Source organism: Salinibacter pepae, assembly GCF_947077775.1.
GTDB classification, from domain to species: Bacteria; Bacteroidota; Rhodothermia; order Rhodothermales; family Salinibacteraceae; genus Salinibacter; species Salinibacter pepae.
Genome location: NZ_CAMTTE010000001.1, coordinates 1,809,313 through 1,835,559 on the forward strand (window position 1 = coordinate 1,809,313; position 26,247 = coordinate 1,835,559).

Here is a 26,247-nt window from a genome sequence, read left to right on the forward strand (position 1 = left end):
CAGTCGTCTCGACCCAAACGTTCAACCTTCGAACCTTCAACCTTCTAACGCTCAACCCTCAACGCAAAACCCCCAACCCGAAAACCCTACAGCCCGACCGCCCCGAAGAGGACGACGCCGAGCGCGATCAGAATGGCGTTCGCGAGGGCAATGGGCAGCAGATACTTCCAGCCCACCTTCATGAGCTGGTTGTACTTGAAGCGGGGGAACGTCCACCGCACCCAGATGAAGACGAAGGAGAAGAAGCTGACCTTCAGCATCAGGCTCACGAACTGGAGCAGGGCGAGCAGGGTCGAGCCCTCCAGCGCCGGAAAGAGGGCAATCAGCTGCGGCTCAAGCGGCACCAGGTAGCCCCCGAAGAAGAGCGTCACGATGAAGAAGGAGGCGATGAACCAGTTCACGTACTCGGCAAGGAAGAACATGCCGAACTTCATCCCACTGTACTCGGTGTGGTAGCCGGCCACCAACTCCTCCTCCGCCTCCGGCAGGTCGAAGGGCGCGCGGTTGGTTTCGGCGAAGGCCGTCACGATGAAAATGAGACAGCCGATGGGGTTGCGCACCGCGTTCCAGCCCAGCAGCGCGCCGCCCGAGTTCTGGTGCTCCACGATCTCCATGAAGTTGAGCGACCCGGCGATGAGGACGACAGAGATGACCGCCAGTCCCATCGAGAGCTCGTAGGACACCATCTGCGCCGCCGACCGCAGCCCGCCGAGCAGCGAGAACTTGCTGTTGGAGCTCCAGCCCGCCAGCGTCACGCCGTAGACGCTGATGGAGGTGAGCGCCAGGAGCATGATGACCCCCACGTTTAGGTCGGCCACAACCACCCCTTCGGCAAAGGGAATGAGCGCCGCGGTGGTCATGGCGATGACGACCATGACGACGGGCGCCATCGAGTGAATGAACTTGTTGGACTGCGCGGGCTGCACGTCCTCCTTCAGCACGAACTTGAGCACGTCGGCGAACGGCTGCAGGAGGCCGAGGGGCCCCACCCGGTTCGGCCCCGGGCGGTTCTGAATGAAGGCCGAGACGCGTCGCTCCGCAAAGACCAGCAGCGACGCCGAAAGCAGCATCGCATTGATGACGAGGAAGGCGCCGAGGGCCGTCCAAACCATTGAGGGGATCATGTCCGCACGGTTGAGTTCGGGGGACGCGGGCAAGGAAAGTGTAGGTACACCTCTGAAACGTACTCGTTGCCGGCGACGGGCGCAAGCACTCCGGCAGCATCCGGTCCTGAAATGCTGCGGGGCCCCCGCCATTTTTGGGGAGAGTTCACGGCCCGCCTCTCGACGTCCTCGCCTCCCTCCGCCCGTTCACTCGCCCGCGGAGACGATCGTGGTTTGTCTCCTTTACGGCGACTTTACGGCGACGCCGTCGACCCGCAAGCTCAGCGCAGCCCGGACCGCGTAGGCACCGGGCGAAACCGAGGCGGCATTGCTCGACGTGCGGGCCGCCTGAAGGTCGCACCGGCGCGTCCGCACGCCCGCGATCACCGAGACCTCCGTCTGAACCGCCGCGCAGATCCGCCCTGCTCCCTCGACGGGCACCGTTTCGTCGCCCTCGTATATTCCGAAGCGGTACATGCAGGCACTCCCGGACAGGATAGAAACGGGAGGTCCGATGGGAGTTTTCGGTCTGGAGGTGCATCCGGAACGAATCGCCGAGCGCGACGGTGTCCGGTGCGTGACCTGAAGCCCCGGCCCCACGACGGTGCTGTCGGCCGTCCGCAGGGGGTGGGACTCGGAATTCGGAGGGGGCCCGTCAGAACCTGTTTTGCGAGCAGATGCTCAGCCGAGACACCGTGGGCAACGCCGCAAGATGGCGCCCAAATGAACCTTGTCGTGGAGCTACCGGGAAGGTGCCCCTCTTACGAGGGAAAATCAACATACCAGTCTCCAGGCTGCACGAGACCCACGCAGTCGCCGGCCGCAGCTGTCTCCCCGAACAGGTTCTCAAGGCCAAACGCATCGCACCCGACGAGGAGCCCCAAGAGAAGCATTGCACTACAGATCGACGTTGCCTGCGAGGAAAGGAACGAGAACGTGTGCCGCATCGGCTAGAACACGGAGTCAGGATGAGGGGAATGCGTCCATCCGGGGGACACGTCCCTGGACCGCAGAACCCAATCCCGCTCTTGACACACTGTCACCCCCAAACCATAAACCCGGTTCTCCAGAGCTCCCTGCCCGCTGCCTGCCTCCACGGCAGCCACTCCCGCAGGCCCCGAACCGACGATCCGCCAAACGCTGCGACATTGACTGACGGTGTGACAACGGCCAACCGTACGCGCGCAAATCATTTCCTGTGCTTCCCTCTACCCGCACCGAATTGCCCCCAGAGACGTGACGGCGCATCGGGTACGCCCTGCTTGACACTCCGTCAAGGTCCGTCCTGATCGGCGAGGGCCCGGCCGAGGAAGTCAAGCCCGTTGTTGACAAGGGAGCCGGGATCCAGGTTGTATCGTTTTTCGAGGCCGCTTCCTTTGTTGGCGGCAAGCTGGATAAGCCCATGCGTGGCCCCCCAGAGCGTCACGGCCGTCTGCCGCGGGTCAAGGTCCTGGCGGATCGAGCCGTCGTCAATGCCGGCCCGGATGGCGGTGCTTATGACCTGCAGCCCCCGATCCGCCTCGGCCAGGCACCGGCGCACCCGTTCGGAGGACTCGTCAGGGTCGGCGGCACGGGACTCAAACTGGGCGACGAGCTGGAAGAGGGTCGGCTTTTCCCGGGAAAACCGGACGTACGCGTCGCCAATCGCTCGGATCTGGGCTCGTCCGGTGTTGTGTTGCCGCGCGGCCGCCTCGAATCGCTCCCGCATTGACCGGAAGCCCCGGTGCGTGACTGCGAGCACGATGTCGGCCATGTTTTCGAAGTACACATAGAGCAGACTTCGGCTTACCTCCGCCTCGTCGGCGATTTCGGCCATTGTCATGGCGTCACGGCCCTTCTCGTCGAGAACGGTTTCCGCGGCGTCAACGATGGTGCGGCGGCGCTGGCGTTTTTCTTCGCGCTGTCGGTCATCAACGGACATGGGAAGGGGGTGGCAGTGAACATGGCGCGTTGGACCCGCACAACACGCCGTCAACATGGAGGTGTTCTGACGCGTCGGCCCGTGCCGGACGCCCTCCCCCCGCCCTGACACTCCGACACGTCCTCCAGACGGGCTCAGAGGGCTAGCGGCCGGACGGGTTTGAATGGCAGGTCGCTGCCCTCCGGTGAAGCTCCCTAAGAATTCCGGTCATTCTGAGCAGAGCGAAGTGGCGTCGAAACGCTAAAAACGCAGTGAGCGAGTGCTCCTTGTATGCTGGGGGGAATCTTCCTGAATAAAACGGAACTGGTCCCGAGAAACACGGCCGCCCGTCGAGCACAGGCGCCCTTTTCTGTTGTCCGCCATTTTCGAAGAGATTCTTCAGTCGCAATGATCAGAGAGAGCCCCGTGCCCGAGTCGGGGTCCCACGTTAAAGACGACGCCCCTACGTCTCCACACCCCCCGAATATGCAGTCGGTTTGACGAAACGTGGTGGGGACCGATGTCCCCTCCTCGCCGCACGCGTTCCGACCATTCTCTGGGCGGCCACGCCCCGCGCACGTTTTGACAATTTGCGAAAACGTCTTTTTCTGACACCTTGTCAAAAAAAAAAAAAAAGGACCTGCATCACACACCGTTCATCGTATTCGCCACCACGGCGGCGGGGGAAGGTTCATTGGTCGGGGACGACCGCCCGTGGTGGATCCCGGGACCGGCCGACTGCTGGCGTGGGCCCTGGGCAACAATTCCGGGGGAGGGGCCGCTAGCGGGAGTCCGCGTGCGGGCTCGGTGAGCGGGCGGCAACGGCAAGGCCCCATCAGAATCTCGGGGACAGTTTTCCAAGCGCGTACTCGTTCCCACTGGGGTCTCTGCCCGCCTCTGTCCCGCGTCCGGGCGAATGCCTCCCGAAATCAGCGAGGGGACCGAACATGAAGGAGGCGGACCGGTCCAATTCGCAGCATTTCGTCGTTTTCCTGTTCACTGCGTTCTCCCCCATGCCGACCGACGCGCCCCTCCGCTCCGCACAGCCCGACACCCTACCGCCGTCGCCCTTTCCCACCGACGATCCCATTCTGGGCCAGATCGGCGGCACGCCCATGCTCCCCTATCCCGGGGCGGAGGACGGGCGACTGCTCTGCAAGATGGAGTCGGCGAACCCGACCCGTTCGATGAAGGACCGGATCGCCATGGGCATCCTGACGGAGGCCCTGCAGAATGGGGAGTACGACCGGGTCGTGGAGGCCAGCTCCGGCAACACGGCCGGCGCCGTGGCCCTCGTTGCGAACCGGCTGGGGGTTCCCTGCACGCTGACGTGTCCGGAGGGGACGAGCCCGCACAAGATCGGCTACATGAAGGCATTCGGCGCGGAGGTGCGAACGTGTCCCGACGTGGACTCGGACCATCCCGACCACTACCGGGCGGTCGCCCAGCGCATCGCCGAGGACACCGGGGCGTTTTTGGTGGACCAGTACCACAATCAGTCCAATCCGGGGGTTCACTACCAGTGGACGGGGCCCGAAATTTGGGCACAGGCCGGCGCCGACATGACGCACCTCGTCAGCGCGATGGGCACGGGCGGACTCGTCAGTGGCACGGCCCGGCACGTCAAGGAACAGGCCGCGGACGCGGGACGAGACGTAACCGTCGTGGGGGTCGATGCCGAGCACTCCAACATCTCCACCTCGTTCTACGGCGCCGACGCGGTTCCCTACGACACCTGCGTGGAGGGGCTGGGCAAAGGGGGAGAGCTTCCCACCATGTGGTTCGATCACGTCGACGAGATGCGCGACGTGGCCGACGAAGAGGCGTTCCGACAGGCCCGCGAGGCCGCTCAGACCCACGGGATGCCCGTTGGGCCAAGCGCCGGGGCCGCCCTTTCCGTCGCCCGGGACATTCACGCCGAGCAGCCGGACGCGACGGTCGTCATGATCGTCTGTGACGGCGGCGAGCAGTACTTCGACACGCTGTTCAACGTGTAGCCGCCTGCTTCTGGACCCGGGCCACGTGCGATGCCCCTGTGGGAGGGGGGGCGGGACGGAGCAGGGTGGTGAGATGCCCTAGCGCCCGAATCCACTGCGCCCCCCGTGGAGGAGCCCCCCTTGAAAGAGGACCACGGGCGCCCCACGCACACGTCGGCGCGGCACAGACCGGAGCCCACCACGGGTGCTATTCCGTGTCTGTCTGCTCGCGCGTTCCCTGCTCCACCCACTGCACGGCGTGCCGCAGCAGGTCCTCCACGGTCTCGTGGCCGAGTTTTTCCTTCGCACGCCGCCGGTATGTCTCAATCGTCTTCCGGTTTAGGTCGAGCTGGTCGGCGATCTGGCGCACGCTGTGTCCCTCCCCGATTTTCCGGAAGACAGTCAGCTCGCGATCGGTGAGCTTTTCGAGCGGCGATGTCTCCGTGTCGCCGCTGCCGCGCACCAGCCGGCTCAGGATGCGGGACGAGACGTGCCGACTCAGAAACACCTGCCCTTCGCTGACGAGCTCGATGGCCCGCATCACCTCTTCGGTGGGCTTCGTCTTCATGACGTACCCGGAGGCCCCCGCCTCGACGGCGCGCTCCGCATACAGGTCCTCGTTGTACTTGGAGAAGACGAGAATGCGGACCTCCGGCACCTTGGAGCGAATTTCCTGGATGAGCGTCAGCCCGTCGGCGTCGCCCAGTGAGATTTCGACCACCACCACGTCGGGGTCGTGCTGCTCGACGAGGGCGAGGGCATCCTCCGAATTCGCGGATTCCGCTTCCAGCTCCATCTCTGGACGGCCCTCAATCCGGGACCGCAGAACCTCCCGGATGGCCGGATGCTTGTCGACGACGACAATCTGCGTCTTATCGCGAACCGTTTCGGAGCTCATTCGCCTGGAATTGAGATGGCTGGTGGTGTGGAGATCTCAGATTGGGACCGACGCCTCGGTGGCCCCGTCCCGAGTGACCGCGAGAGCAGGCAGCGTCGAACGGCCCGCACGCGGGATTGGCAAGCGACGGGAGGTCCGTCGATGCCGCTCCACCTCGCGTGCGTTTTCTTGATACGACCTGTTCACGTCGTGCTCGCACCCCGCAGTCTCGCCCAACGGATCTGCACGGGCCTCGTGGAAGAGCGGCTGGCTTGTCTGGTGGGGCCCAGAATGTTTTTTCTTTGGCACGCAAAGAAGGCGGACTTTCATCCCGTGAACGCCACCATTCATCCAACGGCGTCACCTTTGCCGAAGGACCGTGCCAAAATTTGCGGTCCGGTGCGCTTTCAGAACGATGCACCGAACACACCCCTCAATCACAGAGACGCGCACTTCGGCAGTCTACCACATCAGCGCATGCATACGGTGGGGAAACGGATCATACTTCCGTAATCTGGCAGAGCACTATTTTTCGATTTGACGCACCCCTTCTGTCGCCTTGGTGAAGTGGCGATCGCAGAAAATCGGCGTCAGAGTTGCCCTGCCGGCTTCTCTTCAGCAGCCCCCGCCCGCCCAATCGGGGCCCCAGACCTATTCATCGGTGTTCTCCCCCTCGCCTTCGCCCGAAGCCTTCCCGTCGGCCGACACTTCGGCGTCCCCATCGGGCATTCCCGAGACCTTTTTGCCAGCCCCCGGCGCAGACGCCCACTGCACCGCAAACTGGAGCAGCTTCGACACGGAGTCAAACCCCAGCTTTTCCTTTGCCCGCCGCCGGTACGTCTCTACGGTCTTCCGCGCCAGGTTCAGCCGGTCTTGGATTTCTTCGATGCTGCACCCCTCCCCGAGCATCTGAAAGACGGCCAGCTCCCGGTCGGTAAACTCCTCGATGGGGAAGCTCGGCTCGGAGGACTCCCCACGGGCAACCTTGTTCAGGATCTGTGAGGCCATCTCTCGGCTCAGGAAGACCTCCCCCCCGTCCACCACTCGGATCGCCTCGATGAGATCTTCGGTGGGCTGATCTTTCATCAGATAGCCGGACGCCCCGGCCTGGATGGCCCGCTCCGCGTAGACCATCTCGTCGTACATCGAATACACCACGACCTGCACCTCCGGACACTGCGACTGGAGGTTTTGCACAAGGTCCAACCCATGGGCGTCCTCCAGGGAGATGTCAACGACGGCGGTATCCGGCGCCATGTCTTCGATCTTTCGGAACGCCTCGTCCGAGGACGTTGCCATTCCGCACACCTCCACGTCGAGGGTGTCGTCGATGCGATTGCGAATCGCCTCCAAAATCGCCGGGTGGTCGTCGACGAGAAAGGTCTGAATGTGGGTGGTAGACTGATCCGGCATGTGGATCGCGGAGACAATGAAAGAGACAGCGCGGACAGAATACGAGCGCCCGGCCTTCGCGACTACGGACAAGAGTTGTACGTTTTCCTAAATGTATACATGGGCGCGCACGGCTACAACCCTGATGTGGGAAGACGCCGGGCCCGCCACCACCCCCCTACTGATGATTTGCGGATACGGACGCCGCCGGGAGGATGAGGGTGAAAATGCTCCCCCTTCCCTTCTCCGTTTCGACGTCCACTTCTCCGTCGTGGCGACTGATGATCTCGTTCACGAGGTAGAGCCCCAGCCCCAGCGACACCTCTCCGTCTGTGGGCTGCTGCCCGAGGCGCTGGAATGGCTTAAACAGCCGATCCAGGTCGTCCTCGCTGAGGCCGGGCCCGCTGTCGGACACAGCAAAGCGCACCTCCGCCTCGGTCTTTTGGACCTGCACGTCGACCGTCTCGCCACGGGGCGAGTACTTGAGGGCGTTGTTCACAATGTTCTTCATGGCCTCCAGGAGGCGCACCTCGTCCCCAACCACCATGGCCTCGTCGGCAAACTCGGCCCGCCGCAGCGTCTGGTCCTTGTACTCGGCGTGGGGCTGGAAACTCTCGACCACCCGCTCGGCCAGGGCCGACACGTCAACCGGGGCGAAGGAGAAGTCGTCGGCAAGGACCGGCGGAGAGGAAAAGTCCAGATCCTCCAGATAACCGGACGCCTCCTTCGCCGACGTATGGATCAACTCAATCTTGCGTTTGGTATCGCTGGAAAAATCCTGGTCGTTCTCGAGCAGAATGTCGGACAGACGCTCGATGGCCAGGATGGGGTTCTTCAACTCATGCAGTACGGCGGAGAGCTGTCTCGAATCGTTGCTCATCGCACTCCCTCAAGTTAGAAACCGTCAATGTCTACAGCCTGCGCGCGCCCTTCGCCGGCCCCGAACGTCTCGATTCCGCCAACGGAACCGGCCAAACAACAATCGCGCGCTTCTGCTCGGCAGACGAGCGCCGGATGCCCGCCGTCAATCAGACGTGAAAACAACGTGCCACAAATGCCCACCCGGGCCGATGTGATTGGTTCTCGTGCAGGGCCGCCCTCCGAGCCGACCGGCGTTCGGGGCTTCGCCCTCTTCCCCTCCCTGAATGGGACCTCAACAGGTCTTTGGAGGCCTAGCGGCCACGACGCGGTGGGCTACACACGAACTTGCCGTAAAGTACCGTGTAAACTTTTCGATTTCAAGGTACGAGTTTTCGGATCACGCCTCCTTAATTCATCCGGGGCCCGGGCCCGTCGCCGGGACGTGCGGGCGTTTCCTGCCCCGGCGGGCGGCCGTTGGGGCAAATCCTCCCCTTTCCCAGGGATGGACGAGAACTTTTTAAACGCTCATTGGTCGCCCGTGACGGCCCAGTACAGCTCTGCGCTTTGCCGACGCAGGTCGTTGAGGGTTCCGTCGTTCTCGAGCACGTGGTCGGCCCGCTCGCGGAGTTCATCCTGAGGGAGTTGATGCTGCATGCGCGCCCGGACCTGCCCCGAAGACACGTCGTCACGGGCCGTCACCCACGCAATGCGGTCGGCCTCCGGGGCCACCACCGCGGCCGTAACGTCGACGTGCTCGTCGCCGCCCGCCTCGAAGAGAAGTGCCGCCTCGTGGACGAGCAGGGACACCCCTTCGTCCCCTGCCCGCTCCTTTGCCGCCTCGAACGCGTCGAAGACGTGCGGGTGGACAATGCCGTTTAGCCGCTCCACACGCCCGGCCTCGCCGAATACCTGTTCGGCGAGGTACTCCCGGTTCAGGGTGTCGTCTTCGTGGTAGGCCGCGGCCCCGAAGGCCTTGACGATGGCGGCCCGCACGTCGGCGTTCTCCTGCATGAGCCGCTTCGCCTCGAGATCGGCGTAAAAGACGCGAGCCCCTTTTTCTTCCAGGAATCCGCAGACCGTCGTCTTTCCACTTCCAATGCCTCCTGTTACGCCCAGCGTGGTCACGGCGACGAAGCAGAAATGCAAAACACAGACGTCCCCCCGGCGACAGACGGCCGCCCCCTACTCGCAACATATCCCCGCAACGTGTCGGTGCTCAATCATCCCGGGGGCCAGCTCATGCGGCGCCCCCCGAGAAGATGGAGGTGGAGGTGCCACACCGACTGTCCGCCGTCGTCTCCACAGTTGATGACGGTACGGTAGCCGTCACGCAGCCCCTCCTCCTGGGCCAGTTCCCGGGCCACCACGAAGAGGTGGCCGACCAGGTCTTTGTCTTCCGTATCCAGGTCGTCGAGCGACGGGATCGGCTTTCGGGGCACGATGAGAATGTGGGTGGGCGCCTCCGGGTTGATGTCCCGGAAGGCCACGCACCGGTCGTCCTCGTGGAGGATGTCGGCGTCTTCTTCACCGTCGATGATGCGTTGGAAGATGGTCTTCTCGGACATGGGATCAGTCCACAGTCCGTGAGCGGAATCGAGCGGACGGTCCTGCATATACGGACCGTGCTTTCACAATATAGATGCGGCGGACGAATCACAAGGGCCCTACCGGCCCGGAACGGCCCGTTTCCCGACGCCTCCGATACATGTGCGAACAGACTGACAACTATGCGGCCGTTTATTCCTGCTAAACAACATCGATCGGAGTGATCGGTACCTACGGGCATAATAATCGTCTCCGGCTTCTTCGAACGTCACTCTGCCATGCCCACCGTTTACATCACCCGCAAGGTTCACTTCAACGCCGCCCACCGGCTCCACAACCCCAACAAGTCGGATGCGTGGAACGAGGACACCTACGGAAAGGATAACAACCCGAACTGGCACGGCCACAACTACGAGCTGGAGGTGACGGTGGCCGGCGAGCCCGACCCCGAGACCGGGTACGTGGTGGACCTGGGCGTCCTGAAGGACATCCTCCACGACCGGGTGCTCGACAAGGTGGACCACAAGAACCTGAACCTGGAGGTCGATTTTATGGACGGGGTCATTCCGTCGAGCGAGAACTTTGCGATCGCCATCTGGAACGAAATCGAAGACGCACTGCCCAACGGGGAGCTCCACTGCGTACGACTGTACGAAACCCCTCGCAATTTCGTGGAATACCGGGGCGCGTAGCCGCTCCGGCCGTTCGCTTCCACACGCTGTCTCACCGCCCTCATCTTCTGTAATGGCTGAGAAAAAGATCCAATCGAGCGGGCTGCGCACCAACGGCTCCGCCGACGGCATGCCGCCGAAACTCTACGAGCGGCGCGACATCTACGACGAAGAGACCTCCGAGGCCCTCGGCGAGCACATCGAGGCCATCCTCGACATCCTGGGCGAAGACGCGGACCGGGAGGGGCTCGCCGACACCCCCGAGCGCGTCGCCCGGGCCTACCAGTTTCTGATGCACGGGTACGCCCTCGACCCGAAGGACATCCTGCGCCAAGCCCTCTTCGAAGAGGCCTACGACGAGATGATTCTCGTCAAAGACATCGAGGTGTACTCAATGTGCGAGCACCACATGCTGCCGTTTTACGGCAAGGCCCACGTGGCCTACATTCCGGACGGCCAGATTGTGGGACTCAGCAAAATCCCGCGGACGGTCGAGGTCTTCGCCCGGCGCCTGCAGGTGCAGGAGCGCCTTACGCTCCAGATCCGAAACGCCATCGACGAGGTGGTCGACCCCATGGGCACGGCCGTTGTCATCGAGGCGAAGCACCTCTGCATGATGATGCGGGGGGCCGAAAAGCAGAACTCGGCGACCACCACCAGCTCGGTGAGCGGCGAGTTTAACAATCACGCCACCCGGGACGAGTTCATGCGCCTGATCGATGCCGAGTAGCCCCGGATCGGGCCGGGAGAGCGGGGCCGCCCGCGCAAGCGACTCACCCCTCGTAAATTGCCTCGTAAATTGCTCTTCGAAAATGATTGTCGTCGTCACGGGCGCGAGCCAGGGCATCGGCCAGGCCATCGCGGAGGCGTTCGCCGCGGAACACGATGCACGGGTGGCCCTGGCGGCGCGGACCCGCACCGCCCTGGAGCAGACCGCCGATGCCTGCCGGACGCGGGGCGGCACGCCGCTCGTGCTCCCCACCGACGTGACCGACGACGCGGCGGTGGCCGACCTGGCGGCGGCCGTGCATGAGGAGTGGGGCCCGCCGGACGTGCTGGTCAACAACGCCGGGGCGTTCACCGGCACGCCCCTCGACGAGCTGACCCTGGAGGGCTTCCGCGACCAGATCGACGTCAACCTCACGAGCGCCTTCGCCGTGACGACGGCGTTTCTGCCCGCAATGCGCGAACGGGGCACGGGGCACCTTTTCTTTATGGGCTCGGTGGCGTCCCTGATGGCCTACCCCGGCAACGCCGGCTACTGTGCCGCCAAGCACGGCCTCCGCGGGCTCGCCCGCACGGTGCGCGCGGAGACGAAGGACGAGGGCCTCCGCGTGACCACGGTGCTGCCCGGCGCCACCGACACGCCCACCTGGGAGGGGAGCGGCATTGCGGAGGAGCGGCTCATGGCCCCGGAGGACGTGGCCCAGTCCGTGGTGGACGCCTACCGCCTCTCCGACCGCACGGTGCTCGAGGAGCTGCTCCTCCGGCCGCAGGAAGGGGACGTGTGACCCATCGTCAGCGCTCGCGCTCGTCCGCGAGCCGCGCCGCCGGGACCCACGCCCACGTCAGCGTGCCGGCGACGAGCGTCGTGTCGTCCCCGGGGGCCGTAAGCGCCACGTCCACCGCAATCTGGCCCAGGGGCCGGGAGCGGACCTGGCTCGTTTCGGCGTCGGTGAGGGTGGCCTCCGCCTGCACGGCGTCCCGCGCGAAGTTCTCGAACGAGATGTCCATCGTCCGCAGCAGGGGCGAGGAGCCGTCCGGCACGTTGAGGGCCACGACGAGGCCGGACGCCGTTTCGGCCAGGAGCGCGAGGGCCGCGGCGTGGAGGCCGCCGAGATGGTTGTGGAGGCGCTCCTCGTTGTCGAGGCGGACGGCGACGCGGCACGGGGTGTACGCCTCGACGAAGCATCCGGCGGTGTCGACGAACGGGATCACCTCGCCCACGGCCTGGGTGACGAGGGGCGGCCGCAGGCGTGGGGGCGTCCCCTCGTATCGGTCGGCGATGCGGACGAACGGATTGGTGTTGGCCATCGGACACGGATCTGCTTGTGAGAATGAGGCGGGGGCCACCGGCCGAACGCTGCCAGGGGCCGCACAGAAAAGGCGCGACTCGTTTCTTGCTTTGGTAACGTCTGGGTTCTTTGTCCCTTCACCCGTCGAACCCCTGCGGTTTTCCCGAATAGATTCGACACGACGGCGAACGTGTCCCCCCTCGGCTCGTAAGGAGACTCCGTCTGTCTTAACTTGCTCTCCGGACCCTCGCCTCGCAGGTTGTTCGCGTCATGCCCAACCCGTCGCTCAAGGACACCGCTCTCGACGAACTGGAGCGCCTCATCACCGAGAAGATGCCCATCACGGAGCATCTCGAGTTCGAGCTTGCCGCGGACGAGCAGGGCCGCCTGCGCGCCTCCGCGCCCCTGAAGCCGAACGCGAACCACATGGGCAGCGCATTCGGGGGCAGCCTCAGCATGCTGGCCACGGTCACCGGCTGGGCGATGATGCACCAGCTCGTGCAGGACGCGATGCACGACGCGATGGAGGACATGCGCGAACGGGTGGAGGTCATGATCCAGGAAAGCGACATCGAGTACCTGCAGCCCGTCTACGAAAACATCTCGGTGGTCTGCGAGCCCCCAGACGAAGATGCCCAGGAGCGGTTTCAAGAAATGCTGGACCGCTGGGGGCGGGCGCGAATCGAGCTGGAGTGCAAAATCAACGAGGCGGGAGAGCGGGCCGTCACCTTCATCGGCCAGTACGTGGCCCTCGACCGGAGCGAAGAGCAAGGCGACGGGGCCCCGTTCCACATGGAGAGCTGCGACCCCGCGGACCTGTAGCCGTTACAGCCCCTCTTCGTACATCCGGTACGGCGGCTCGCTCATCCCCCGTGTCTCGTACACCGCCCGGGCCGCCGCGTTGTCCCGCTCTACGTAGAGGCGGAGCCCACACACGCCGTCCGCCTCGCGGGCCCGCCGGCGCACCTCGCGGTGAAGAGCCGTGTAGACGCCCGTCCGCCGCGCCGACGGGCGCACGTACACGCTCTGGATCCACCAGAAGTCCGCGTTGCGCCAGTCGCTCCACTCGGTCGTGATCATCAGGCTCCCCACGACCTCGCCGTCGCGTTCCGCGACGAGATAGAACGCCGGACCGGGCGTGTCGAACACGGCCTGCACACCGGCCCGCACGGTCTCGGGATCGAGCGTCTTGTTCTCGGTCTCCTCGGCCATTGCTTCATTGAACCGGGCAAGGGTCTCGGCGTCGTCGACAGTGGCGCGGCGGATGGTGGGGGCGTCTGCCATAAGGGACGTCAATCCGTTCGTTAAGTCTAGCGTGCTGAGGGGCTCCGAGCCTCCGCAGGGACGGAACAGGCGTTTGGACGGAGCCTCACCCCTTCGCGAACAGCGGTCGAGAACTGGAACAAACGCCTGGGCCGGATGTGTGCCAAAATGATTTTGCATGAGTCAAATTTACGCTCCTCGTTGAAGATCACCGCTGATCGTCTGTCGTGAACACGAGCACGTCTCGACGATCAGCCGATGCCCCCACCCAGCAGGCTTCCGATTCGTTCCGGCCGATCGGCCATGCCAGAATGGTTCTCACCCCCGTTCTCCTGATTGGGGGTCTGGACACCTGTTTTTTGGCCCGGGGACGCTCCTTGGAGATGCGGCTCCGGCCGCGATCCTGGTGTTGTTTTCGGTCCTGAACGGGGGGACGTTCTACCAAAAGTGGACAGCGAATACCTGAATACCCCGGGCAGCAGGGACAGGGCCCCCTATTCCCCCTCCGTCTTCCGACTCAGCTTGTGGGCCTGCCGGGTCGGCTCGGGGATCTTGTACCGGGGACTGCAGTCCAGCATCAGGTCCGCCGCGCCGTCGAGCGTACAGCGGTGGCCGACACTCACGTAAACCGGGTTCACGTCCGTCCGCGTCCGGAGCACCGTCCCGACCGTCTCCCCGTCGTCGACCAACGGCACGCGACTGCCCTTCTCGGGGCCAAGCTCCCCCTGCGGCGCCCCGACGAGGATCGACTTTGCGACGCCGATTGCCGGCGCGTCGAGCAGCACGCCGAGGTGACAGGCCAGCCCAAAGCGGCGCGGGTGGGCCGCCCCGTGGCTGTCGGTCACAAACACGTCCGGCGTCGAATGGAGCCGCTCAAGCGCAGGGAGGACGGCCGGCATCTCCCGGAAGCTGAGCAGGCCCGGCACGTACGGAAACGGCACCTCGCAGCGATGAATCGCCTCGTCGACCACGTCCAATTCTGGCAGCCGAAGCACGGAGACGGCCGCCTGGGCCGTGTCGTCGCGCACGCTGACGTCGATCCCGGCGACGGTCTCGACCCCGCCCGGCAGGGCCCTCGCGGTCACCTCCGACGCCAATCGACGTTGGATGCGCTTGGCCTCGTCGGTCGAGACATTCCAGTCGTGGGGGTGCGGGCGAGCGTCCTGCATGCGGCAAGGAAAAAGTGGCGTGGCAACGAATCCGTCGGGGCAGTTTGACGGCCGAAAAAGGAAGGGGTTTGGCACACGCAGCGTTTCTCTGGGGCGGTCGTCGCCCCGTCTTCTGGTCCCCTGCACGGTTCTTCCCCCTTGCACACCGCAGAGCGCCCCCGACGCCGTAGGCGCGCCCCGCCCGCCACACGAGTCGAGGTCAAAGTTTCGGTGAATCAAGGCGAAGAGGAATCCTGATCGCAGTGCGAGCATTGATATTGAGTCCCAAGTACCGACAGCAGGCTCCGATTTGGGTCCATAGCTCAGTTGGTTAGAGCGCTACGTTGACATCGTAGAGGTCAGTGGTTCGAGTCCACTTGGACCCACTGTTGCCGCTCTCAGCACCGACAGCTGTCGGTATGGGGCGGCTTTTCTGTTGCGGGCTTCTTCCCCGCTCCCATCCTGCACCCCCATCAGGTTCGCTCCGTCATGGCCGAGATCCAGGAAAAGACCATCGACATCACCCTCCCGGACGGCTCCACACACACCCATCCGGCGGGCACGACGGGGCTTGAGATCGCCGAGAGCATCGGTGCCGGCCTGGCCCGCGACGCCCTCGCCATCAAGGTGAACGGCGAGGTGCGCGACCTGGACCGCCCCGTCACGGAGGACGCCGAGATCGCGATCCTGACGTGGGACGACGAGGAGGGCAAGCAGACCTTCTGGCACTCCTCCGCCCACCTCATGGCGGAGGCGCTGCAGGCCCTCTACCCGGACGTCAAGTTCACGATCGGGCCGCCCATCGACCAGGGCTTCTACTACGACGTGGACCTGGGCGACCAGACCCTGTCCGCCGACGAGCTGGAGGCGATCGAAGACAAGATGCTGGAGCTCGCCCGCCGCGACGCGGAATACGAGCGGCACGAGGTCTCGAAGGCGGACGCGATTGAGCACTACGAGGCGGAGGGCAACGAGTACAAGCTGGAGCTGATCGAGGGGCTGGAGGAGGGCGAGATTTCCTTCTACGAGCAGGGCGAGTTCACCGACCTCTGCCGCGGCCCGCACATTCCGTCGACCGGGGACATCAAGGCGCCGAAGCTGCTGTCGGTGGCCGGCGCGTACTGGCGCGGGGACGAGTCGAACCCGCAGCTCACGCGCATCTACGGCATCAGCTTCCCCAAGCAGAAACTGCTCGAGGACTTCCTGGAGCGGCGCCGGAAGGCCAAGGAGCGGGACCACCGCAAGCTCGGCACGGAGCTGAACCTCTTCACCTTCGACACCGAGCAGGTGGGGCCCGGCCTGCCCATGTGGCTGCCCAAGGGGACGACGCTGCGGCAGACGCTGCAGGAGGTCCTGCAGCAGGAGCAGGTGAAGCAGGGCTACAAGCCGGTCTGCACCCCTCACATCGGGCGGCTCGACCTCTACCGCACCAGCGGGCACTACCCGCACTACGAGGACGACCAGTTCCCGCCGATGGTGACCGGAGAGGGGGACGACGGCGAGGAGGACGGCTACCTCCTCAAGCCGATGAACTGCCCGCACCACGTCAAGATCTACCAGAACGACCACCACTCGTACCGGGACCTTCCGGTGCGGCTGGCCGAATTCGGGACCGTCTACCGCCAGGAGCAGACCGGCGAGCTCGGGGGGCTGACCCGCGTGCGCGGCTTCACGCAGGACGACGCCCACATCTTCTGCACCCCCGCGCAGGTCAAGGACGAATTCAAGTCCGTCATCGACCTCACCCTGAAGGTGCTCGACGCCCTGGGCTTCGAGGAGTTCGAGGCGCAGATCTCGCTCCGCGACCCCGGCGACACCGAAAAGTACACGGGCCGCGACGCGCTCTGGACCCGCGCCGAGCAGGACATCCGCGAGGCCGTGGCCGAAACGGACCTCGACGCCTACGAGGAGCCGGGCGAAGCCGCCTTCTACGGGCCGAAGCTCGACTTCATGGTGGAGGACGCGCTGGGCCGCGCCTGGCAGCTCGGCACCATCCAGGTCGACTACAACCTGCCGGAGCGCTTCGAGCTGACGTACGTCGACGAGCACGACGAGCGAAAGCGGCCGGTCATGATCCACCGCGCCCCGTTCGGGTCGCTGGAGCGCTTCATCGGTGTGCTCATCGAGCACTGCGGGGGCAACTTCCCGACGTGGCTCGCGCCGACGCAGGTGCAAATCATCCCCGTGGGCGACGATTTCGTCGACTACGCCCAGCAGGTGGCGACGACCCTCCGCGCCGAGGACGTGCGCGTCGAGATCGACACGTCCGACGAGACGGTCGGCTACAAGATCCGTGCGGCCGAAACCCAGAAGATCCCCTACATGCTCGTCGTGGGGGGGGACGAGGAGGGCGACGGCACCGTCTCGGTCCGCTCCCACGCCGACGGCCCCCAGGGCACCGTATCCGTCCAGGACTTCCTCGACCGGACCGGGCCGGAGTTCGAGCCGACGCTCGACTAGCCGCCCGCCCCCTCCTACGAACCGCCCCAATTCAGGCGACCTTCACTGAAACCTCAAAGGGGCGCCCACGTGTATAGCATGTGCCGACTCGGTCTTTCGTGCCGGAGCCTGTCATCCGCTCCGCACAGACCGAGTTTTTCACTATCCCCGCGCTCTTCTCTTAAAAAACCACCGATCCCGCTATTGCTGACGTCGATAAACTCCGCGTAAATCAAGAAATTCGTGCCGACGAGGTTCGTGTGGTCGAACCCGACGGCGACCACGCCGTGGTTCCGACCGGCGAGGCCCTCGACCGCGCCCGCGACCACGAACTCGATCTCGTGGAGGTTGCGCCGGACGCCGACCCGCCCGTCTGCAAGATCCTCGACTACGGCAAGTACCGCTACGAGAAGCAGAAGGAGGAGCAGCGGCGCCGGAAGAAGTCGAAGTCCATGGAGATGAAGGAGCTTCGCTTCCGGCCCCGTACCGAGGAGCACGACTTCAACTTCAAGGTCGATCACGCCCGCGAATTTTTGGAGGACGGCAACAAGGTCAAGGCGTACGTCCAGTTCAAGGGACGCGACATCGTCTACAAGGACCAGGGCATGGACCTGCTGCGCCGCATGATTGAGGAGCTTCAGGAGATTGCCCGCATCGACCAGCAGCCGGAAATGGAAGGCCGGCGAATGGTGATGATCCTCGCCCCGCACAAGAACAAGTAGGGCGACCGCCCCCCCCGACGTGGGCCTGCCGACGCGTGCGTCGCTCCGCCCGTGCCCGGCTCCTTTTTGTGGACTCTGTGCGGACAGGAACGCCCGTGCGCTCCTCTCATATGTGGCGTGTTCCACTTCTGCGTACTTCGTGAATGAATCCCTCGGGGTGTTGCTGCCATGCCCAAGATGAAATCCCACAGCGGTGCCAAGAAGCGCTTTAAGAAGACCGGCAACGGCAAGATCAAGCGCAAGAAGGCAAACAAAGGGCATCTGCTGACCAAGAAAAACGCAAAGCGCAAGCGCCAGCTGCGCAAGAGCGTGGTCGTCGACGACAAGGCGAACCGGGACCGGATCAAGCGCATGCTGTCCACCTAACCGCGCCGAAGACGCCGGGCGGCCTGCCGGAAGGCGAGCCTTGTTCGGTCCTCCATCTGTTGTTTGTGGAGTCTTTCCCGAAACGGGGTTGGCCTGTCGCCAGCACTCGCTTAGTTTGTGTTTTCGACTGTGTTGTCAAACTGACGTTTTGTTTCTATGCCGCGCGCAACGAACAAGCCGGCGACCCGTCGGCGACGGAAGAAAATTCTGAACAAGGCGAAGGGCTACTGGGGCCGTCGGAGCAAGGTCTACAAGGTGGCCAAGCACGCGGTCGAAAAGGGCCTGCAGTACGCCTACCGGGACCGCCGCCAGAAGAAGCGCCGGTTTCGGCGGCTGTGGATCACCCGCATCAACGCCGCGACGCGCCAGCACGACGTGAGCTACTCCCAGTTCATGGGCCAGTACCGGAAGTCGGACCTGGACATGAACCGGAAGGTGCTCGCCGACCTGGCCGTCCACGACCCGGACGCCTTCGAGCAGATCGTGGACCACGTGATGGAATAGATGATGCGTGACTCCTGAGGAGAGGGAGGCATCACGCATCATGACTCACGACCCACTCTTCCCCAGCCGTCCTGCTGCGATGTCATTGATTCCGCCGACGTTTCGGTTTGCCTTTGCGGGGTCGACCGTCCGAACGCTGCAGGGGCGCTGACCGTCGACCGCCACCATTGCTGGTGACTGCATCCCGCCCCTGCCCCGCAGGCTCGGCGGGATTTTTTATTGCCCCTTGCGTTTCGAGTCTCCGGCGCCGCGCCGCTCTCTGTGACCCTTGACTCGCGATTCCCTTCCATGCCCGACGAAATCGACCAGCTCCGTGAACAGATTGAGGCCGAATCGATCGAGAGCGCCGAGGAGGCCGAGGCCTTTCGCATCAAGTACCTCGGTCGCAATCAGGGCGCGATCCCAGACCTGTTCGATCAGATCGGCGACCTGCCCCCGGAGGAGCGCCCCGAGTTTGGACGGCGTCTCAACGCCCTGAAGGACCGCGCCCAGGAGCGAATCGACGAGGCACAGGCGCGCCTCGAGCGACAAGAGCAGACGGGCGGCCCCGACATCGATCTCACCCTGCCGGGCCGACGCGGCTTCACGGGGTCGACGCACCCCCTCACGCAGACGCTCGACGAGATCCTGCGCATCCTGCGCGGGCTCGGCTTTGCCACCCACGAGGGGCCGGAGGTCGAAACCGACTGGCACAACTTCACAGCCCTCAACTTTCCGCCCGACCACCCGGCGCGGGACATGCAGGACACCTTCTTCCTCGAGGACCCGCCCGAGGGGACGGAGCCCCGTGTCCTCCGCACCCACACCTCGCCCGGTCAGATCCGGATCATGGACACCCAGACGCCCCCCATTCGGGTGGCGGTGCCGGGGCGGGTGTACCGCAACGAGGCGATCTCGTACAAGTCGTTCTGCCTCTTTCACCAGGTGGAACTGCTATACGTGGACGAGAACGTGACGATGGCCCAGCTCAAGCAGGTGCTCTACAGCCTCGCCCGCGCCCTCTTCGGGGAGGACGTGACGCTCCGCTTCCGCCCCAGCTACTTCCCCTTCACCGAGCCGAGCGCGGAGGTGGACGTGTGGTGGGACGACGAGGACGCCGACGACGGCGGGCAGTGGATGGAAATTCTGGGCTGCGGCATGGTGCACCCCAACGTCTTCGACGCCGTCGACGTGAACCCGGAGCGGTACACCGGCTACGCGGTGGGCATGGGCGTGGAGCGGATGGCCATGCTCCGGCACGGCATCGACGACATCCGGATCTTCTACGAGAACGATGTGCGGTTTCTCGACCAATTCTGACAATTGCGAAGTACGAATGTCGAATTTCGAATTGTCAGGAGCCCTATTCCTCGCGGGCAGTTTTCTTGGACGCGACGATGATCGATGCAATCTGGCGTGCCTCGTCCTGTAGTTCTGAAACCTGGGAAGCGGGTCCAGCACCGAGCTCATCGAGAAGCTCCAGCCAGAACTGCGATTCATCGGCCTCTTCTTCCACAAGGGCAAGCTTGGCAATGAAATCCTTGTGGGACCGGGCATGGCACGCAGCTCGGTAATTCGCCCCTACGGATGTGGCAGACCGGAGGAGTTGCTTCCGAATAACGCGGCATTCAGGAGCATTGGGAAGCGATTTGCAAAGGTGAATCACGTTCAGCGTGAACCGCTTTGTCCGAGGTCGGAGATCTGACATCGGCACCAGAAGATTCCATGACGAAAGAAGCCGTCGTGCGATAGACACGTGAGCACGATGGATATAACACCATTCGCCATTCGAAATTCGCCATTCGAAAATGGATATCAGCTACAATTGGCTCAACGAGTACGTCGATCATGACTGGAGCCCCGAGAAGTTGGCCGAGCGCCTCACCATGGCCGGGCTGGAGGTGGAGACGGTCCGCCCCCTGGGCCAGGCGCTCGACGGCGTGGTGGTCGGCGAGGTGACCACCGTCCGCGCGCACCCCAACGCCGACCGCCTCGTGCTCTGTGACGTGGACCTCGGCGACGGCGCCCCATCCCAGATTGCCTGCGGCGCGCCGAATGTGGCCGCGGGGCAGAAGGTGCCGGTGGCCACGGTGGGCACCACCCTGTCGCGCCCCGACCCGGATGCCCCCGAGGCGCGGCAGGAGCTAACCGTGGAGGCCCGCGAGCTGCGCGGCGAGGCGTCGAACGGCATGATCTGCGCGGAGGACGAGCTGGGCCTCTCCGACGACCACGCCGGCATCATGGTGCTCGACGACGAGGCGCCCGTCGGCACGCCGTTCCCGGAGTACCTCGACGCCCATGGCATCCCGGCGACCGACGCGGTGCTCGACATCGAGCTCACCCCGAACCGCCCCGACGCCGCCAGCCACATCGGCGTGGCCCGTGACGTGTCGGCCCTCGCGGACAGCACCCTGCAGCGCCCCGCGGTGGAGACGCCCTCGGAGGGCGGCCCCGTGGCCGAGGAAATCACCGTCGACCTCCGGGACGAGGCCGGCTGCCCCCGGTACGTGGCCCTGCTGGTGCGGGGCGTAGACGTGACCGACTCGCCCCTCTGGCTGCGCCGCCGCCTCACGGCCATCGGCCTGCAGCCGCGCAACCACGTGGTGGACGTGACCAACTTCGTGCTCCACGAGTGCGGCCAGCCGCTCCACGCCTTCGACCTCGACGCGATTGCCGACGACACGATCGTCGTCCGCTCCACGGACGACGAAACGCCCTTCACGACGCTCGACGACCAGGAGCGAGAGTTGCCCGAGGATACGCTCCTCATCTGCGACGCGGAGAAGCCCGTGGCCGTGGCCGGTGTGATGGGCGGGGCCAACTCGGAGGTGTCTACGGAGACGACGGACGTACTCATCGAGAGCGCGTACTTCGACCCGTCCACCATCCGCCGCACCGCGAAGGCGCTCGACGTGCAGACCGACTCGTCGTACCGTTTCGAGCGGGGCGTGGACCGCGACGGGCAGGTGTGGGCCGCCGCGCGCGCCGCCGAGCTGATCGCGGACCTGGGCAACGGCACCGTCGTCCCCGGCATGGTCGACGAGCACCCCCATCCGCCGGACGAGGAAACGGTGTCCCTCCGCCCCGACCGGCTCACGCAGGTGCTCGGCACCGAGGTGGCGACCGACGAGGGGACGCGCCTGCTCGGTGCCATCGGCTTCAAGATCGAGGACGGGGAGGACGCGCTCCGTTGCACCGTGCCCACCTGGCGCCCCGACGTGTCGATCGAGGAGGACCTGATCGAGGAGGTGGCGCGCCTGCACGGCTACGACCAGATTCCGGAGCCCGAGCGCGTGCCCGTGCCCAGCCGCACGCCGCAGCAGCCGCCGGAGGAGACGCTGGGGCGGCAGGCGCGAAGCCTGCTGAAGGGCCTCGGCTACCGCGAGATCTACACCAACAGCATGCTGCGCAAGGACCGCGCCGAGCGCTTCAACGCCCCCCCGGCCGGTAGCGATCGGGCGCCCGTCGTGGAGACGAAAAACCCAATCTCGGAGGAGATGGCCGCCCTGCGTCCCCGGCTGCTGCCGGGCGCGCTGGAGGTCATGCAACACAACCACAACCACGGGCAGGAGGCACTCCGCGTGTTTGAGTTCGGCCGCGTCTTTCGCCGTGCCACCGATGCCGACGCCCCACTCGTCCCCGGCTACAGCGAACACCCGGCGTTGCTGGTTGCCCTCAGCGGCCCCCACGCACCCACCGGCTGGGACACCGAGCCACGAGACGCCGACCTCTTCGACCTCAAGGGCACCGTCGAGACCCTTCTGGAGGACCTCCGCGTGCCGGACCGTCGGGTGCGTCCCCGCGATGCGGGCGCGGTGGACGAGGCCCCGCCGGTCACGCAGCACCACATCGACGTGGCCGCCGGGGACACGCCGCTCGGCACCGTGGCCCGGGTCCGGGACGACGTGGCGGCGGACTTCGACCTCGACACGCCCGTCTTCGTGGCCGAATTCCACTGGGCCGCCCTCGTCGGCAGTGCGACGGCAGAGCAACACCGCGACTACGAGCCGGTGAGCCGCTTCCCGGTCGTGGACCGCGACCTCGCCGTGCTCGTCCCCGCCAATCAACCGGTAGGACCGCTGCAACGCGCGATCCGCGAGGCCGGGGCGCCCCTACTCCGTCGCGTGGACGTGTTCGACACGTACGCGGGCGCGGGGATCGACGAGGACACCAAGAGCGTGGCGTTTACCCTCCGCTTCGGCGCCGACCGCACGCTGACCGACGAAGAGGTGGACGCTCGACTCGACGCCATCGTTGAGCGCCTTGCGGCAAACCACGGCGCCCGCCTGCGACAGCAATAGCCTCGTGCCCGCGCCCTCATGAGCCGCCGCCTGTTATTCCCTACCTGGTGATTTTCATTCTCGCGGTCGTTCTCCTGATCTTCGGGTAGCTTCCCTCGGCGGCTGGGGCCTGCGCGGGCGGAGGCGCCGCGGGCCGAGGCACGAGACGAAACCGTCTCGAATCGCCGGCTGTTGTTCCCTTCTACACCTTCGCGTCCGCAATCCGCTCCCGGACGGCCTCGACGGGACGGCCGTCGCCCGCAGCCCCCGGTTCTGCGTTTCACCTGTGCGGTGCCCCCTATGGACGATCCGACACGCGCATCGTTGCCCGACTCCGACCCCGCCCCGCCCGTGCCGGAGTCCATCAAACCGGACGACACGCTGCCGGACGCGGACCTGAGCCCCCTGCCGCCCGAGTACCGGGCCGTGGTGCGGCGCCTCCAGGCCGACGTGGACCGGGCCACCACCGCCCTCGATCGCCTGCAGGCCGAGAACGAACGCCTCCGGCGTCGCGTCGCGGAGCTGGAGCGGCGCCCAGCGGTGCGTCCGGACACCACCCCTCTCGTGCTCGACGACGACCCGGGGGCCCTCCGGGACCGCATCTCGGCCTTCATCGAGGCCATCGACGCGTACCTCGACAACGAAGCCGACGGGGCCCCGAACACATCTTCCTCTCCCGACTCGCCTTGACGACGCTTTCCCCCCTGCCTCCGTCTCCATGGCCGACCCCGAGCCGACCAAGTCGATTCGCGTGCGCATCCTGGGCCGGGAGTACGCCCTCCGCGTGCGGGAGGACGACGAGGCCCACACCCGGCGCATCGCGTCCTCCGTGGACGCCCGGATGAGGCAATTCAAGGACAACCACCCCGACCAGGCCGAACTGACAACCGCGGTCATGACCGCCCTTACCCTCGCCGAGGAGTTGTATCTTCAGCGTGAGGAGCACGAGGACGGCACCACGGCCCTCAACGAGGAGCTGGCCCGCCTGTCGAGGCAGCTGGAGGAGGCAACCCCCACGCCCGACGACGCCCCGGACGCGGACGGGCAGGCCGCCGGCGATTCCCCCGACGGACCTCCCCCCTGATCCGCCCTCCATCTGGCACGAACCGGTTGGACGGGCACTCATCGCAGAGCGACGCACCCCTACATGATCAAGCTCGAAGACATTACCATTGAGTTCGGGGAGGACCCGCTTTTCCAAAACCTGTCGTGGACGATCACGCCCGAGCCGCACCGCGTCGGGCTCGTGGGCCCCAACGGCGCCGGCAAAACAACCCTCCTGAAGGTGATTGCCGGCGACCAGCGGGTGGACTCCGGTACCATCACGCGGGAGGGCGTCTCCATCGGCTACCTGGAGCAGGACGTGCAGGACCTGCCCGACGACCGGACGGTGCGGGAGGAGGCGCTCCGGGCCTTCGAAGAGGTGCTGGCCCTGGAGGAGCAGGAGCAGGAGATTAGCCGCGCGCTGGAGGCGATCGACCACGAGAGCGACCGCCACGAAAAGCTTCTCAACCGGCTGCATCGGGTGCAGGAGCGACTCGACGCCCAGGACGCCCACCGCATTCGCCCCCGCACCGAGGCCACCCTCACCGGGCTCGGCTTTGCCCCGGACGAGCTCGACCGCCCCCTCCGCACCTTTTCCGGCGGCTGGCGCATGCGGGCGGCGCTGGCCCGCCTCCTGCTGAAGCAGCCCGACGTGCTGCTGCTCGACGAGCCGACGAACCACCTCGACATTGAAAGCATCGACTGGCTCGAAGACACGCTGGAGACCTACCCCGGCGCCGTCCTCCTGGTAAGCCACGACCGCTCCGTGCTCGACCGCATGGTCACCTCCACCGCCGAGCTCGTGCGGGGCCGCCTGCTCCACTACGACGGCAACTACTCCCACTACCTGGAGGCCCGCGAGGCGCGCTACGAGCGCTGGCGCCGCAAGTACGAGAACCAGCAGAAGCGGATTGAGAAGATCCAGGAGTTTATCTCCAAGTTTCGCTACAACGCCGCCCGCGCCAGCCAGGTGCAGAGCCGGATCAAGAAGCTGGAGAAGATGGACCGGATCCCGCCGCCGCCCGATCCGGCCCCCGCCATGTCGTTCGAGTTTCCCGAGCCCCCCCGCTCCGGCGTCGTCGTGCTGGAGCTCTCCGCGTTTCGCAAGACCTACGACACGGAGCACGGCCCCGAAACCGTCTTTACCGACGCCGGCCCCCTCACCATCGAACGGGGCGACAAGGTCGCGCTCGTGGGCCCCAACGGCGCGGGCAAGTCCACCCTCGCCCGCATCATCGGCGGCCGGGAGGACTTTGCGGGCACCCGCACGGAGGGCCACAACGTCGAGATGGCCTTCCACGCCCAGCACCAGGCCAAGACGATGGACCCGGACCAGACGGTGTTCGACACCGTCCGTGAAGCGGCCCCCGACCGGCCCAAGACCGAACTGCGCAGCCTGCTGGGGCGCTTTCTCTTTACCAGCGAGGACGCGTTCAAGGACGTGCGGGTCCTCTCCGGCGGCGAAAAGAGTCGCCTCTCGCTCGCCCGGACGCTGCTGTCGCCGGCCAACCTTCTGCTCCTCGACGAGCCGACGAACCACCTCGACATCCAGTCGCGCGAGGTGCTCATCGAGGCCCTGCAGAAGTACGAAGGAACGGTTGTGCTCGTGAGCCACGACCGCCATGTGCTCGACGCCGTGGCCGAAAAAACGTGGCGCGTGGGCGGGGGCACCGTGCGCACCTTCCTCGGCAACTACTCCGACTTCCGCTGGCAGGTGGAGGAGGGCTCGGCCCGCCCCCTGCAGGACGTGCACGAGGTGGAGCCCGCCGCCGAGCCGTCCCCCAACGGACACGATGCCGCGGCCGGCGACACGGACCCGCCCGCCGAGGACAACGACCCGGCCGCCCCCAACACCCGGCCGGACGGCCCGTTCGCCGACCTCAATTCGTATCAGCTCAAGCAGAAGCTGGAGGACACGGAGGCCCGCATCCTGGAGATCGAGGAGAAGCAGGAGGCGCTCGAAGCGGCGATGGCCGACCCGGACGCCTACGACGGCGACGGCGTGGAGGCGCGGGAGCTGTCCGACGAGTACAATGCGCTCAAGAAGGAGCTGTCCGGCCTCTACGAGGAGTGGGAGGTCCTCACCGAACACGTGATGGCGCTGGAGGACTGACGCGCGTCGGCGAAACGCGCCCGGCGTGCGGCAACACTTCGTTTCCGGG

26 protein-coding genes and 1 tRNA gene are annotated in these 26,247 nt (G+C 65.5%); 15 read left to right on the top strand and 12 right to left on the bottom strand.

Features of this window, described 5'->3' with window-relative positions:
* Positions 1 to 86: 86 nt before the first annotated feature.
* The 3 genes from nuoH to OJA40_RS07555 form a co-directional block, all read right to left on the bottom strand.
* Positions 87 to 1,124 carry an NADH-quinone oxidoreductase subunit NuoH gene (gene nuoH, locus OJA40_RS07545; RefSeq protein WP_263810245.1) on the bottom strand — a complete coding sequence of 346 codons (1,038 nt, stop codon included), beginning with the start codon at positions 1,122 to 1,124 and terminating at the stop codon, positions 87 to 89.
* A gap of 222 nt (positions 1,125 to 1,346) precedes the next feature.
* On the bottom strand, positions 1,347 to 1,580 hold the full coding sequence (locus OJA40_RS07550) for a hypothetical protein (RefSeq protein ID WP_263810246.1): 234 nt from the start codon (positions 1,578 to 1,580) through the stop codon (positions 1,347 to 1,349).
* Positions 1,581 to 2,376: 796 nt separating this feature from the next.
* Positions 2,377 to 3,024, bottom strand: coding sequence for a TetR/AcrR family transcriptional regulator (locus tag OJA40_RS07555; RefSeq protein WP_263810248.1), 648 nt, complete (start codon positions 3,022 to 3,024; stop codon positions 2,377 to 2,379).
* Between the two features lie 992 nt (positions 3,025 to 4,016).
* On the opposite strand from OJA40_RS07555, the gene OJA40_RS07560 reads away from it, so the two are divergent.
* Entirely contained in the window at positions 4,017 to 5,000 is a 984-nt protein-coding gene (locus OJA40_RS07560) for a PLP-dependent cysteine synthase family protein (RefSeq protein WP_263810249.1), read from the top strand.
* Between the two features lie 187 nt (positions 5,001 to 5,187).
* Here the strand turns inward: OJA40_RS07560 and OJA40_RS07565 are convergent, their stop codons facing one another.
* The 5 genes from OJA40_RS07565 to OJA40_RS07585 all read right to left on the bottom strand — a co-directional run bounded on the left by OJA40_RS07565 (position 5,188) and on the right by OJA40_RS07585 (position 9,674).
* A complete protein-coding gene (locus OJA40_RS07565) occupies positions 5,188 to 5,877 on the bottom strand; it encodes a response regulator transcription factor (RefSeq protein ID WP_208426437.1) in 690 nt (229 codons plus the stop codon).
* Between the two features lie 630 nt (positions 5,878 to 6,507).
* Positions 6,508 to 7,269, bottom strand: coding sequence for a response regulator transcription factor (locus OJA40_RS07570; protein WP_208426438.1), 762 nt, complete (start codon positions 7,267 to 7,269; stop codon positions 6,508 to 6,510).
* Positions 7,270 to 7,426: 157 nt separating this feature from the next.
* Positions 7,427 to 8,128, bottom strand: a complete 702-nt coding sequence (locus OJA40_RS07575) for a sensor histidine kinase (RefSeq protein WP_208426439.1) — start codon at positions 8,126 to 8,128, stop codon at positions 7,427 to 7,429.
* A gap of 506 nt (positions 8,129 to 8,634) precedes the next feature.
* Entirely contained in the window at positions 8,635 to 9,234 is a 600-nt protein-coding gene (coaE, locus tag OJA40_RS07580; RefSeq protein WP_208426440.1) for a dephospho-CoA kinase, read from the bottom strand.
* A gap of 95 nt (positions 9,235 to 9,329) precedes the next feature.
* Positions 9,330 to 9,674, bottom strand: a complete 345-nt coding sequence (locus tag OJA40_RS07585) for a histidine triad nucleotide-binding protein (protein ID WP_043552785.1) — start codon at positions 9,672 to 9,674, stop codon at positions 9,330 to 9,332.
* A 258-nt stretch (positions 9,675 to 9,932) separates the two neighbouring features.
* On the opposite strand from OJA40_RS07585, the gene OJA40_RS07590 reads away from it, so the two are divergent.
* The 3 genes from OJA40_RS07590 to OJA40_RS07600 all read left to right on the top strand — a co-directional run bounded on the left by OJA40_RS07590 (position 9,933) and on the right by OJA40_RS07600 (position 11,836).
* Positions 9,933 to 10,346 carry a 6-pyruvoyl trahydropterin synthase family protein gene (locus OJA40_RS07590; protein ID WP_208426441.1) on the top strand — a complete coding sequence of 138 codons (414 nt, stop codon included), beginning with the start codon at positions 9,933 to 9,935 and terminating at the stop codon, positions 10,344 to 10,346.
* Positions 10,347 to 10,398: 52 nt separating this feature from the next.
* Entirely contained in the window at positions 10,399 to 11,055 is a 657-nt protein-coding gene (folE, locus tag OJA40_RS07595; protein ID WP_263789384.1) for a GTP cyclohydrolase I FolE, read from the top strand.
* 82 nt (positions 11,056 to 11,137) lie between these two features.
* Entirely contained in the window at positions 11,138 to 11,836 is a 699-nt protein-coding gene (locus OJA40_RS07600; protein ID WP_208426442.1) for an SDR family oxidoreductase, read from the top strand.
* Between the two features lie 7 nt (positions 11,837 to 11,843).
* Here OJA40_RS07600 and OJA40_RS07605 read toward each other — a convergent pair whose 3' ends face one another.
* On the bottom strand, positions 11,844 to 12,359 hold the full coding sequence (locus OJA40_RS07605; protein WP_208426443.1) for a DUF4442 domain-containing protein: 516 nt from the start codon (positions 12,357 to 12,359) through the stop codon (positions 11,844 to 11,846).
* Between the two features lie 251 nt (positions 12,360 to 12,610).
* On the opposite strand from OJA40_RS07605, the gene OJA40_RS07610 reads away from it, so the two are divergent.
* A complete protein-coding gene (locus tag OJA40_RS07610) occupies positions 12,611 to 13,162 on the top strand; it encodes a YiiD C-terminal domain-containing protein (RefSeq protein WP_208426444.1) in 552 nt (183 codons plus the stop codon).
* 3 nt (positions 13,163 to 13,165) lie between these two features.
* Here the strand turns inward: OJA40_RS07610 and OJA40_RS07615 are convergent, their stop codons facing one another.
* Both OJA40_RS07615 and nfi read right to left on the bottom strand, forming a co-directional pair.
* The gene (locus OJA40_RS07615) at positions 13,166 to 13,624 is read right to left on the bottom strand and encodes a GNAT family N-acetyltransferase (protein WP_263808368.1); all 459 of its coding nucleotides are present in this window, start codon (positions 13,622 to 13,624) and stop codon (positions 13,166 to 13,168) included.
* A gap of 473 nt (positions 13,625 to 14,097) precedes the next feature.
* Positions 14,098 to 14,772 (bottom strand): deoxyribonuclease V, encoded by a 675-nt coding sequence (nfi, locus tag OJA40_RS07620; RefSeq protein ID WP_208426445.1) that lies wholly within the window; start codon positions 14,770 to 14,772, stop codon positions 14,098 to 14,100.
* A gap of 291 nt (positions 14,773 to 15,063) precedes the next feature.
* Between nfi and OJA40_RS07625 the strand changes: the two genes are divergently transcribed.
* The 6 genes from OJA40_RS07625 to pheS all read left to right on the top strand — a co-directional run bounded on the left by OJA40_RS07625 (position 15,064) and on the right by pheS (position 20,081).
* Positions 15,064 to 15,137: transfer RNA gene (locus tag OJA40_RS07625), tRNA-Val, on the top strand.
* 103 nt (positions 15,138 to 15,240) lie between these two features.
* A complete protein-coding gene (gene thrS, locus OJA40_RS07630) occupies positions 15,241 to 17,211 on the top strand; it encodes a threonine--tRNA ligase (RefSeq protein WP_208426446.1) in 1,971 nt (656 codons plus the stop codon).
* 182 nt (positions 17,212 to 17,393) lie between these two features.
* Positions 17,394 to 17,912, top strand: a complete 519-nt coding sequence (infC, locus tag OJA40_RS07635) for a translation initiation factor IF-3 (protein WP_208426457.1) — start codon at positions 17,394 to 17,396, stop codon at positions 17,910 to 17,912.
* A 168-nt stretch (positions 17,913 to 18,080) separates the two neighbouring features.
* Positions 18,081 to 18,278 carry a 50S ribosomal protein L35 gene (gene rpmI, locus OJA40_RS07640; RefSeq protein ID WP_103015481.1) on the top strand — a complete coding sequence of 66 codons (198 nt, stop codon included), beginning with the start codon at positions 18,081 to 18,083 and terminating at the stop codon, positions 18,276 to 18,278.
* A 156-nt stretch (positions 18,279 to 18,434) separates the two neighbouring features.
* Entirely contained in the window at positions 18,435 to 18,782 is a 348-nt protein-coding gene (gene rplT, locus OJA40_RS07645; RefSeq protein ID WP_011405508.1) for a 50S ribosomal protein L20, read from the top strand.
* 288 nt (positions 18,783 to 19,070) lie between these two features.
* Positions 19,071 to 20,081, top strand: a complete 1,011-nt coding sequence (pheS, locus tag OJA40_RS07650) for a phenylalanine--tRNA ligase subunit alpha (RefSeq protein WP_208426447.1) — start codon at positions 19,071 to 19,073, stop codon at positions 20,079 to 20,081.
* A gap of 43 nt (positions 20,082 to 20,124) precedes the next feature.
* Here pheS and OJA40_RS07655 read toward each other — a convergent pair whose 3' ends face one another.
* Positions 20,125 to 20,469 (bottom strand): four helix bundle protein, encoded by a 345-nt coding sequence (locus OJA40_RS07655; protein ID WP_208426448.1) that lies wholly within the window; start codon positions 20,467 to 20,469, stop codon positions 20,125 to 20,127.
* Between the two features lie 100 nt (positions 20,470 to 20,569).
* On the opposite strand from OJA40_RS07655, the gene pheT reads away from it, so the two are divergent.
* The 4 genes from pheT to OJA40_RS07675 all read left to right on the top strand — a co-directional run bounded on the left by pheT (position 20,570) and on the right by OJA40_RS07675 (position 26,198).
* Positions 20,570 to 23,062: a phenylalanine--tRNA ligase subunit beta gene (gene pheT, locus OJA40_RS07660; protein ID WP_208426449.1), complete on the top strand. Its 2,493-nt coding sequence runs from the start codon at positions 20,570 to 20,572 to the stop codon at positions 23,060 to 23,062.
* Positions 23,063 to 23,341: 279 nt separating this feature from the next.
* The gene (locus OJA40_RS07665; RefSeq protein WP_263808372.1) at positions 23,342 to 23,731 is read left to right on the top strand and encodes a dopamine receptor D4; all 390 of its coding nucleotides are present in this window, start codon (positions 23,342 to 23,344) and stop codon (positions 23,729 to 23,731) included.
* Positions 23,732 to 23,759: 28 nt separating this feature from the next.
* On the top strand, positions 23,760 to 24,125 hold the full coding sequence (locus OJA40_RS07670; RefSeq protein ID WP_208426451.1) for a cell division protein ZapA: 366 nt from the start codon (positions 23,760 to 23,762) through the stop codon (positions 24,123 to 24,125).
* 63 nt (positions 24,126 to 24,188) lie between these two features.
* Positions 24,189 to 26,198: an ABC-F family ATP-binding cassette domain-containing protein gene (locus tag OJA40_RS07675; protein WP_208426452.1), complete on the top strand. Its 2,010-nt coding sequence runs from the start codon at positions 24,189 to 24,191 to the stop codon at positions 26,196 to 26,198.
* Positions 26,199 to 26,247: the final 49 nt, after the last annotated feature.